Consider the following 10151-nt stretch of genomic DNA (forward strand, 5'->3'; position numbering starts at 1 on the left):
CGCGGCCCAGCTGCTGGATGGCGGTGCTGATGGCCGAGGGTGGCACGCGCACGTCGCCATACAACACCTCGGCCTGCAGGCACAGCCCGGTGGCGGCCTCGGCGGACGCCACGCCCGCCTGCACCCGCACATCCAGCGGCTGGCCCAGCAGGGCCGGGCTGTCCAACGGCCCCAGCGACAAGGCCCAGCCTTGCGGCACCGACAGCAGCAACGCCCCGCCCAGCACAAATTTCAGCATGTTGTGTCTCTGTCCTTAAAAATTGCTGCTGGAGCGCACCTCGGCCAGCGTGGTGTGGCCCGCCAGCACTTTCTCGATGCCGTCCTGGCGCAGGGTGCGCATGCCGTTGGCCACGGCGGCCAGCAAAATGTCTTGCGCGTGGGCGCGTTGTTGCAGCAGCTGGCGCACCTGCGGCGCGTTGACCAGCAGCTCGTGCAGCGCCAGGCGGCCCTTGAAGCCGCTGTGGCCGCAGGCCTCGCAGCCCACGGCGTGGCGCAGCTGCAGCACGCCGTTGTGGCCGTGGCGCTGGCGCCAGGCCGCCTCCAGCGCGTCGCTGTCGAGCAAGGGGTGCTCAGGGGGCAGCTGGGTCTGGTAGTCCTGCACCAGCTCCTGCAGCTGGGTGCCCGTCAGCGGCGTGGTCAGGGCGCAGTTGTCGCAGATGCGGCGCACCAGGCGCTGCGCCAGAATGCCCTGCAGCGAATCGGCCACCGAAAACGGATCCACCCCCAGGTCGATCAGGCGCGTGATGGTATCGGCGGCGGTGTTGGTGTGCAGCGTGGAGAGCACCAGGTGCCCGGTCAGGGACGACTCGACCGCGATCTCGGCGGTCTCGGCGTCGCGGATTTCGCCCACCATGATGATGTCGGGGTCGGCGCGCAGCATGGAGCGCAGCGCCGCCGCAAAGGTCCAGCCAATGCGTGCGTTGATCTGGATCTGGCGCAGGCCGCGCTGGGTGATCTCCACCGGGTCCTCGGCGGTCCAGATCTTGCGGTTGGGCTGGTTGAGCCGCTGCAGCGCCGAGTGCAGCGTGGTGGTCTTGCCCGAGCCGGTCGGCCCCACGCACAGAAACAGCCCGTACGGGCGGCTGATGATGTGCTCGAACGCCCACAGGTTGGACGGACTGAGTTCAAGCTCCTGCAGCAGCAGCGGCTTGTACGAGGTCAGCAGCCGCATCACCACGTCCTCCAGCCCGTGGCTGGTGGGGATGGTGGCCACGCGCAGCTCGATGGGCAGCTGCTTGCTGTACTTGGAGAAGGTGATCTTGCCGTCCTGGGGCTTGCGCCGCTCCGAGATGTCAAGGTCGCACATGATCTTGATGCGCGCGATCAGGGCGTTGCGGTAGCTCGCGGGCAGCTCCAGGTAGGGCCGCAGCTCGCCGTCGATGCGAAAGCGGATCACGACCTTCTCGTGCCCCGGGTAGGGCTCGATGTGGATGTCGGAGGCGCGCTGGTGGTGCGCCTCGATGATCATGGAGTTGATGAGCTTGACCAGCGTGTTGTCGGACTGCTCCAGCGGTGGCTCGTCGGGCACGTCGGTCGGTGCGCCGCCCGTGAGTTCGGCGGCCAGCTGCAGCGCGTCCTGGCCCGGTGCCCGGGCTTCGTCGGGGCCAGGCTCGGACAGCAGCAGCTCGGCGGCAAAGCCCAGGCTGCGGTACACCTTCTGGATGCGCGCGGTCAGATCGGTGCTGTGAACCACCACCGGCACCACCTTGCGCTGGGTGGTGAATTCGAGCTCTTCCACGATCTTGAACTGCAGCGGGTCGGGCATGGCCACCACCAGGCCCGCGGCCAGCACCTGCAGCGGCAGCACCTTCAGACGCATGGCCTGCGCCACCGGCACCACGCGCAGCGCGCGCACATCGACCGGGAAGCGGCTCAGATCCACCAGCGGGTAGCCCATCTTGCGCGCAAAGGCCATCTGCAGGTCTTCGGCCGACACCAGCCCCAGCTCCATCAGCAGCTGGCCCAGCGGGCGCGCGCGCTGGCGTTGCTGCTGCAGCGCGGCGTCGAGCTGCTCGGGCGTGATGGTGCCCAGCGCCACCAGTGCCTTGCCGATGGGCACCGGCTGCAGGTGCTTCTGGAAGTGCAGCGCCTTGAGCAGCTGCTCCAGGTTGGTCACCGTAGCGGTGTAGATGCCGTGGGCGGTGCCTTCGGGATCGGCGCTGGCCGCATCGGCGGCCGTGGCGGTGTCAAGGGGGGCGCTGTCGGGCGGTTGGGTGTCGGCCAATGGATCCTCGGCGCTGAACTGCGTGACCGCCAGGCTGGGAAAGAACAGCCGGAACGGATCCTCGGGCCGCTGGCGTTGCGGAAAAACCCAAATGCCATGCGCCTGCTTGACCCAGCGGTGCGCCATGCCCGTGAGCTGTGTGCCATCGCGCAGCGTGACCTGGAACGGCAGCAGCGGCGCCTGGGCGGCGGCGTCGGTGGCATCAACCCCGGGCCGGCACGCCAGCTGCAGCCACTTGAACTGGCCAAACTTGAGGCCAAAGGTGCGCCGCTCCAGTGACGAGGTGAGCTTGAGCTGGCGCTCTTCGGCGCTGAAGTCCACCAGCTGGCCCGACAGCGCGTTGCCCGTCCAGCCCTGGGCCGTGCAGTCGGGCGCCGCGCCGCCCACGCTGAAGGTTTCATCACCGCGCCAGGCGGGCAAGCTGAAGGTGGCGTGGGTGGTGGCGATCATGGCTCAAACGCTCAGATGTTGAGCGCCCACTGGATGATGTTCTTGGAAACAAAGCCCAGTATGCCCAGCGCCAGCACCAGAAACAGGATGAAACCGCCAAATTTGCCCGCTTTGGAATCCTTGGCCAGCTTGAAAACGATAAACAGCATGTACAAGATGAAAGCACTGACACCGAATGTCATGCCAAATTGGGCAATTTGTGCTTCGGTGTAGCCCCATAACGTGTTTTGCATGGTGGTCGGATCGGGTAGTTGCAGGCGCGGTGGCCACGTGGGGCCAAATTACACCACAGCGGCTGTAAGTGGGGCACTGGCCGCCAGCAAAGCCCGGGTGTAGGGGTGGCGCGGGTGTTGCAGCACCGCTTCGGCCGGGCCGCTTTCCACCACCTGGCCGGCCTGCAGCACCAGCACGTCGTGCGCCAGCGCCCACACCACATCGATGTCGTGCGTGATGAGCAGGTAGCTCAGGCCCCGGCGGTGCTGTAGCATCAGCAGCAGTTCCAGCACCTGTTGCTGTACCGTCACATCCAGCGCGCTGGTGGGTTCGTCCAGAATCAGCAGTTCGGGCTCCAGCACCAGCGCGCGCGCAATGGCAATGCGCTGGCGCTGCCCGCCCGAGAATTCGTGCGGGTAGCGTTGCAGCCACGCCTGCTGTTGCGCGGCGGGGGTGTGCGCGGGCCACAGCCCGACCTCGCCCAGGGCGGCCAGCACCCGCTCGCGCCGCTGTGCGGCGTTCAGGCCCGGCTGGTGGATCTCCAGTCCCTCGCCCACAATCTGCTCCAGCGTCAGCCGGGGCGACAGCGACGAGAACGGGTCCTGGAACACCACCTGCACCCGCTGGCGCAGGCGCCGTGTCTGGGTGCGGTCGCGGGCCAGCGCCTGCCAGCTCTGGCCCAGCAGTTGCAATTGCCCGCTGTGCGGCAGCAAGCCCAGCACCGCCAGCGCCAGCGTGGATTTGCCCGAGCCCGATTCGCCCACCACGCCCAGGGTGTGGCCCGCACGCAGGGCCAAGTCCACGCCGCGCAGCGCATCGAAGCGGCCCCGGCGGAACCAGCCGCGCCAGCCGGGCAAGGGGGTGTCGAACGCCACGCGCAGCTGTTCGGCCCGCAGCACGGTGGCCGGTGGCTGCAAGGCCGCCGCGTCGGTGCGCCGCTGGTGCAGTTGGCGCTGCGGGCGGCTGTGCAGCAGCTTGCGGGTGTAGGGGTGCTGGGGTTGGGCAAACACGGTGGCCACGTCGCCTTGCTCCACCAGATGGCCGCGCTCCATCACCGCCACCCGGTCGGCAAATTGGCGCACCAGGTGCAGGTCGTGCGTGATGATGAGCACCGCCATGCCCAGCCGTTGCTGCAACTCGCCCAGCAGGGCCAGCATCTGCTGGCGCAGGCTGGCATCCAAGGCAGTGGTGGGTTCGTCGGCAATCAGCAGTTGGGGTTCGCTGGCCAAGGCCATGGCGATCATGGCGCGTTGGCGCTGGCCGCCGCTGAGCTGGTGCGGGTAGGCACCTGCGCGCCGCTGCGGCTCCGGGATGCCGGTTTGCGCCAGCAAATCAATCACCCGCTCACGGGCCTGCCGGGGTGTGCAGCCTTTTTTCAGCGTCAGGATCTCGGCAATCTGGTCGCCAATGGTGAAGAGCGGGTTGAGCGCCGTCATGGGCTCCTGAAAAATGCAGGCGATCTCGTTGCCCCGCACGGCGCGCAATTCGCGCTCCGACAGCGCCAGCAAGTCGCGCCCGTGCCAGAGCGCTTGGCCTTGCAAGCGGGCCTGTGGCAACAGCCGCAGCAGGCTCAATGCGGACACGGTCTTGCCCGAGCCCGATTCCCCGACCAGCGCCAGCTTTTCGCCGGCGTGGAGGTGGAAATCAATGCCATGTACCACGTTTTGGCCACCAAAAGCGATGGTCAGACCGCGCACGTCCAGCAGCGGTGGCATGGGGGGGTACGTGATGGTGCAGCGGTGGTCATGCGCCCTCCTTGCGTGGGTCGAGCGCATCGCGCAGCGCATCGCCCATGAACGTCAACAGCAGCAGCGTGAGCACCAGTACCCCAAAGGTGGAGAGCGAGATCCACCACGCATCGATGTTGTTCTTGCCTTGCGCCAACAGTTCACCCAGCGACGGGGTGCCCGGTGGCACGCCCAGCCCCAGGAAATCCAGCGACGTGAGCGCCATGATGGCCGCACTCATGCGAAACGGCAAAAACGTGACCACCGGCGTGAGGCTGTTGGGCAGGATGTGCCGCCAGATGATCTGGCCGTTGCCCAAGCCCAAGGCCTTGGCGGCGCGCACGTAGTCCAACTGGCGGTTGCGCAGGAACTCGGCGCGCACGTAATCGCTCAGGCCCATCCAGCCAAACAGGCTCAGCAACACCAGCAGCAAGCCCACACTGGGCTCGAACACCGCCGAAAAGATGATCAGTAGGTACAACTCGGGTAAAGCGCCCCAAATTTCTATGAAACGCTGCAACGCCAAGTCGGTTTTGCCACCGTAGAACCCCTGCACCGCCCCGGCCAACACCCCCAGCGCCACGCCGGTGGCGGTCAACGCCAGCGCAAACAACCACGACAGCCTGAACCCGTACAGCAGACGTGCCAGCACATCGCGGCCCCGGTCGTCGGTGCCCAGCCAATTCTGGGCCGACGGCGGTGCCGGGTGCGGCTCGGTGGCAAAGTAGTTCAGCGTGCTGTGGTGGTAACGGTTGGGCGCGTACAGTGCCCAGTTGCCGGGCCGGGCCAGTTGGCGCTGGATATAAGGGTCGAGGTAGTCGGTCGGGGTGTCAAAGTCGCCGCCAAAGGTGGTTTCAGGCGGGTTGTGCAGCAATGGCACCACCCACTGGCCTTGGTAGCGCACCAGCAGGGGCTTGTCGTTGGACAGCAGCTCCGCCCCCAAGCTGAGCACGCACAACACCAGCAACAGCCAACCGCTCCAGTACCCCAGGCGGTGTTGCTTGAACCGCCGCCAGGCGCGCTGGCGCGGGCTGGGCGATGGCGGTGCGGGCACCGCCCACAAGGTTTCAGTCGAATTTGACACGCGGATCCACCCACAGGTAACACAAGTCGCTGATGAGCTTGGTCAACAACCCTATCAGCGTGAACAGGTACAGCGTGCCCAGCACCACCGGGTAGTCGCGCCGCATCACGCTTTCGTAACTCAGCAAGCCCAGCCCGTCGAGCGAGAACAGGGTCTCAATCAACAGCGACCCGGCAAAAAATGCGCCAATGAACGCCGACGGAAACCCTGTGACGATGGGAATCAACGCATTGCGCATCACGTGTTTCCACAGCACCCGACGTTCGCTCAAGCCTTTGGCGCGTGCGGTCAGCACATATTGCTGGCCAATCTGTTCGAGAAAAGCGTTCTTGGTCAGCATGGTGGTCACGGCAAATGCCCCCAGCACACTGGCCGTGACCGGCAAGGCGATGTGCCACAGGTAGTCCGCCACCTTCGCGCCCAAGCTCAATTGCTCCCAGTTCGAGGACGTAAGACCCCGCAGCGGAAACCACTGCAACTGGCCACCAAACACCACCAGCAACGCCACCCCCAGCACAAAACCCGGGATGGCGTAGCCCACCAGCACCAACAGGCTGGTGAAAGTGTCAAAACGCGAACCGGCGCGCACCGCCTTGGCAATGCCCAACGGTACCGACACCAGATAACTCAGAAAGAACGTCCACAAGCCCAAACTGATGGACACTGGGAGCTTATCTTTCACCAGTGTCCACACGTCCTTGTGGTGGAAAAAGCTCTGGCCCAAATCAAAACGCGCAAACTGGCCCAGCATCTGCACAAAACGCTCAGGCGCAGGCTTGTCAAAGCCGTACAGGCGCTTGATCTCCTCAATGCGTTCTGCGTCCACACCTTGGCGGCCCCGATAGCCTGCGCCCGAGGCTGCCGCGCCCTCGCCGCCTGCGTCACGTCCCTGCAACTGGGCCACCATTTGTTCCACCGGCCCACCGGGCACAAACTGGATCACCACAAACGTCAGCAACAAGATGCCCAGCAGCGTGGGCACCATCAGCAACAGGCGTTTCAGAATGTACGTCCACATGACCCTCACCTCTCTTTAACGGTTCGCCGCGCTGGCCCACCACGTGGACAACACCCAGCCCTCGGGCTGGTAGTAGCGCGGCACCACGGCGGGCCGCGCAAACTTGCCGACGCGGTACGCCACGCGATGCACACTGCCGTACCAATGCGGGATGCTGTAATGCCCGTGGCGCAATACGCGGTCCAGCGCGCGCAATGCCGCCACCAGCTCCGGGCGCGTTCTGGCCGTGATGGCACGGTCGAGCAAACCATCCACGACGGGGTCGCGCACACCGATCAAATTACCGGAGCCCACGGTTTGGGCCGCTTTGGAGCCAAAACGCTCCAACAAATCGGTGCCGGGTGCTTCGCTGCCCACATAGCGGTTGCTGATGACCTCGAAATCAAACACATCCAGCCGTTTTTGCAGGATGGCAAAGTCCACCACCTTGTACTGGACTTGGATGCCGAGTTTCTCTAGGTTCTTGCTCAACGGCGTGACCACGCGGCCCATGCTGCCGCTGTTGTCCAGAAACTCGATGGTGAACGGCTGGCCCTGCGCGTTGCGCAACGCGCCGTCGCGGTAATGCCATCCTGCCGCCGCCAACAAGGCCTTGGCGCGGCGCAGGTGGTCGCGCAAGGTGTGGCCCGAGTCGGGGTCGAGGCTGGTGACGGGCGGCAAGGGCACCGGCTGCGTGAACACCGCTGCGGGCAGGCGGTGCCGCCAGGGTTGCAGCAGCGCCCGTTCGTCCGCGCCGGGCATAGCCTTGGCCTCAAAGTCGCTCGCCACAAAATACCCACGCACACGCGTGTAGGCGTTGAAGAACAGTTGCCGGTTCATCCATTCAAAGTCCAGCGCCAGCGCCAAGGCCTCGCGCACGCGCACATCCTGGAATTTGGGCAAGCGGGTGTTGAACAAAAACCCCTGAAAATCCCCCGCGTTGCCGTGCTTCAATTCCTCTTTAATCAGTTCACCCCGTTCAAACGGCTTGCCGGTGTAGGCGCGTGCCCACTCGCGCGCAATAAAGGCCTGGATGAAATCGAACTCCCCGGCCTTGAAGGCTTCCAGTTGCGCGGTGTTGTCCTGGTAGATCTTGAACGTGATGCGGTCAAAGTTGTACTGGCCCCGGCGCACGTTCACGTCTTGTGCCCACCATTGGTGGTCGCGTTCGTAGGTGATGTCGCGGCCAAAATCCACCCGCTCCACCCGGTACGGCCCAGAGCCAATAGGCACCTCGGTCACGATCTGGTCGAACGGCTTGCGCTGACCGTTGACCACACCCCACTGGCGGCTGAACACCGGCAAGCTGCCCACCACCAGCGGCAATTCGGCGCTGGGGCGCACAAAGTCGAAGCGGATCAGCCGCTCGCCCAACACCGTGGCGCTTTGGACCTCGCCAAAATAGGTGCGGAACTGCGGCGCGACCTGCGGCCCGGTCAGGGTATCAAACGAATGCTTGACATCCGCCGCCAGCACCGCGTCGCCGTTGTGAAACCGCGCCTTGGGGTGCAGCCGAAACGTGGCCGAACGCTGGTCGGGGGCCACCGTCACATCCTCGGCCAACAGGCCATAGGCGGTGGTCGGTTCGTCCAATGTGCTGGTCAGCAAGGTTTCGAATACCAGACTGCCCAGCCCCGGCGGTGCCGTGCCCTTGAGCGTGAACGGGTTGTATTTGTCGAAATTGCTGGCGCGGGTGGGTGAGACCAGCGTGATCTCGCCGCCCTTGGGCGCTTGTGGGTTCACGTAGTCGAAGTGCGCAAAGCTGGGCGCGTACTTCACATCGCCAAACTGGGCGTAGGCGTGCGCCGCCTGCGCGCCGGGCAGCGCCAGCCAACTGAGCGCCGCCCCCAGCAGCAGCGTGCGACAATTCCGCAAGATTTTTTCTGGAGTGTGACTCATGGGTTTTCTGACGGGCAAAAAATTGCTGATCACGGGCGTGCTGTCCAACCGTTCGATTGCGTATGGCATTGCCAAGGCTTGCCACGCACAAGGGGCCGAACTGGCGTTCAGCTATGTGGGCGAACGCTTCAAAGACCGCATCACCGAATTTGCCGCCGATTTTGGTTCCAATCTGGTGTTCGATTGTGACGTGTCCGACGACGCGCAAATTGAAAAGCTCTTTCAAGACCTGTCGGCGCACTGGCCCACGTTTGACGGTTTTGTCCACAGCATTGGCTACGCCCCGCGCGAGGCGATCGCGGGCGATTTTCTGGATGGCTTGAGCCGCGAAGGCTTCAAGGTGGCGCACGACATCAGCGCCTACAGCTTTCCGGCCATGGCCAAGGCCGCACTGCCCTACCTCAACGACAACGCCGCCGTGCTCACGCTGACCTACCTGGGCTCGGTGCGCCACGTGCCCAATTACAACACCATGGGATTGGCCAAAGCCTCGCTGGAAGCCTCGGTGCGCTACCTGGCCGAATCGCTGGGCAGCAAGGGGCGCGGGCTGCGCGCCAATGCCGTCTCGGCAGGCCCCATCAAAACCTTGGCCGCCAGCGGCATCAAGGGCTTTGGCAAGATCCTGAACGTGGTGGCCGACACCGCCCCGATCCGCCGCAACGTCACCATTGACGACGTGGGCAACGTGGCCGCCTTCCTGATGAGCGACCTGGCCGCTGGCGTGACCGCTGAAATCACCTACGTCGATGGCGGCTTCAGCCAAGTCGCGGGCGGTATGTCCGAGTAAGCCGTCGTGTCATCCGGTCGCATCTGGTGGGCCATGATGCCGACGGCTCTCCCCTGTGGCCCTGCCAAGCCGGGGGTGTCGCTGAGCGTACTGCTGGCCGCACTGGTGGGCTGCCTGGGCACGGCTGCGGCCCAGGCCAGCGGCGTGCCCGGCGCGGGGGTGCATCTCTATGGTGCGCTCGACATCGCCCTGACCGCCACCGACCGGGGCAACGGCCAGCGCGTCACGGCCATCACGTCGGGGGTGCAGCACGCCTCGTACTGGGGCGTGCGCGGGCGCGAGGACATCGGCCAGGGCCAGCAGATCCTGTTCCAGCTGGAGCAGGTGCTGGAGCTTGACAGCGGCAACCTGCGCCCCTACCCCGCCGACGCGGCCAGCGCCACGCCCACGGCGGTCAAGGGCCGGCTGCGCACCGGCTTCAACCGGCGCTCCTACGTCGGCTGGCACAGCAAAAACTGGGGCACGCTGCTGCTGGGGCGCGACTACACCGCCATGTCCAACGTCGGGCTGGCGCTGGACGTGATGCACGCGGGTGCGTACGGCAACCTGCAGTCGCTGCTGCAGCTGGCGGGTGGCGTGGAAGGCTTTGGCCGTGTCAGCGACGGACTGTTCTATACCTCGCCATCGCTGGGCAGCTGGCACTGGCACGCCAGCCACGGCCTGCCGCGCCAGCCCGGGGCCGATGCCACCGGCGTGCGCCCACCCAAAAGCAGCAACAGCTTCTACGCGCTGGGCGCACAGTACGCGCAACAGGGCAATCGCATTTACCC

The 10151-nt window shown here is 65.4% G+C and carries 9 protein-coding genes; 2 read left to right on the top strand and 7 right to left on the bottom strand.

The window, feature by feature from the left end; translation table 11 throughout:
- The 7 genes from CON76_RS05505 to CON76_RS05535 form a co-directional block, all read right to left on the bottom strand.
- Positions 1–238 (bottom strand): hypothetical protein (locus tag CON76_RS05505; protein ID WP_145995344.1); only part of this gene is annotated, 238 nt, incomplete at its 3' end.
- 15 nt (positions 239–253) lie between these two features.
- Positions 254–2674, bottom strand: coding sequence for a GspE/PulE family protein (locus tag CON76_RS05510; protein ID WP_240592776.1), 2421 nt, complete (start codon positions 2672–2674; stop codon positions 254–256).
- A gap of 11 nt (positions 2675–2685) precedes the next feature.
- Entirely contained in the window at positions 2686–2907 is a 222-nt protein-coding gene (locus CON76_RS05515) for a DUF2788 domain-containing protein (RefSeq protein WP_101102381.1), read from the bottom strand.
- 48 nt (positions 2908–2955) lie between these two features.
- On the bottom strand, positions 2956–4602 hold the full coding sequence (locus CON76_RS05520; RefSeq protein WP_101102382.1) for an ABC transporter ATP-binding protein: 1647 nt from the start codon (positions 4600–4602) through the stop codon (positions 2956–2958).
- Between the two features lie 28 nt (positions 4603–4630).
- Entirely contained in the window at positions 4631–5698 is a 1068-nt protein-coding gene (locus tag CON76_RS05525) for an ABC transporter permease (RefSeq protein WP_240592777.1), read from the bottom strand.
- Positions 5682–6716, bottom strand: a complete 1035-nt coding sequence (locus tag CON76_RS05530; protein WP_101102384.1) for a microcin C ABC transporter permease YejB — start codon at positions 6714–6716, stop codon at positions 5682–5684. The genes CON76_RS05525 and CON76_RS05530 overlap by 17 nt, the downstream gene beginning before the upstream one ends.
- A 15-nt stretch (positions 6717–6731) precedes the next feature.
- Positions 6732–8594: an extracellular solute-binding protein gene (locus tag CON76_RS05535; protein ID WP_101102385.1), complete on the bottom strand. Its 1863-nt coding sequence runs from the start codon at positions 8592–8594 to the stop codon at positions 6732–6734.
- Between CON76_RS05535 and fabI the strand changes: the two genes are divergently transcribed.
- Together fabI and CON76_RS05545 are read left to right on the top strand one after the other, a co-directional pair.
- Positions 8593–9381 (top strand): enoyl-ACP reductase FabI, encoded by a 789-nt coding sequence (fabI, locus tag CON76_RS05540; RefSeq protein WP_101102386.1) that lies wholly within the window; start codon positions 8593–8595, stop codon positions 9379–9381. The genes CON76_RS05535 and fabI overlap by 2 nt on opposite strands.
- Before the next feature lie 36 nt (positions 9382–9417).
- The coding region (locus tag CON76_RS05545) for a porin (RefSeq protein ID WP_169928993.1) at positions 9418–10151 on the top strand (734 nt) is incomplete at its 3' end.

It is taken from the genome of Macromonas bipunctata, from assembly GCF_002837135.1.
Lineage (GTDB): Bacteria > Pseudomonadota > Gammaproteobacteria > Burkholderiales > Burkholderiaceae_C > Macromonas_A > Macromonas_A bipunctata.

What these genes read in the sequence shown, in the direction of transcription:
- fabI (WP_101102386.1), top strand. Translation starts at nt 8,593, where the DNA reads ATGGGTTTTCTGACGGGCAAAAAATTGCTGATCACGGGCGTGCTGTCC.
- CON76_RS05510 (WP_240592776.1), bottom strand. Translation starts at nt 2,674, where the DNA reads ATGATCGCCACCACCCACGCCACCTTCAGCTTGCCCGCCTGGCGCGGT.
- CON76_RS05520 (WP_101102382.1), bottom strand. Translation starts at nt 4,602, where the DNA reads ATGCCACCGCTGCTGGACGTGCGCGGTCTGACCATCGCTTTTGGTGGC.
- CON76_RS05515 (WP_101102381.1), bottom strand. Translation starts at nt 2,907, where the DNA reads ATGCAAAACACGTTATGGGGCTACACCGAAGCACAAATTGCCCAATTT.
- CON76_RS05530 (WP_101102384.1), bottom strand. Translation starts at nt 6,716, where the DNA reads ATGTGGACGTACATTCTGAAACGCCTGTTGCTGATGGTGCCCACGCTG.
- CON76_RS05535 (WP_101102385.1), bottom strand. Translation starts at nt 8,594, where the DNA reads ATGAGTCACACTCCAGAAAAAATCTTGCGGAATTGTCGCACGCTGCTG.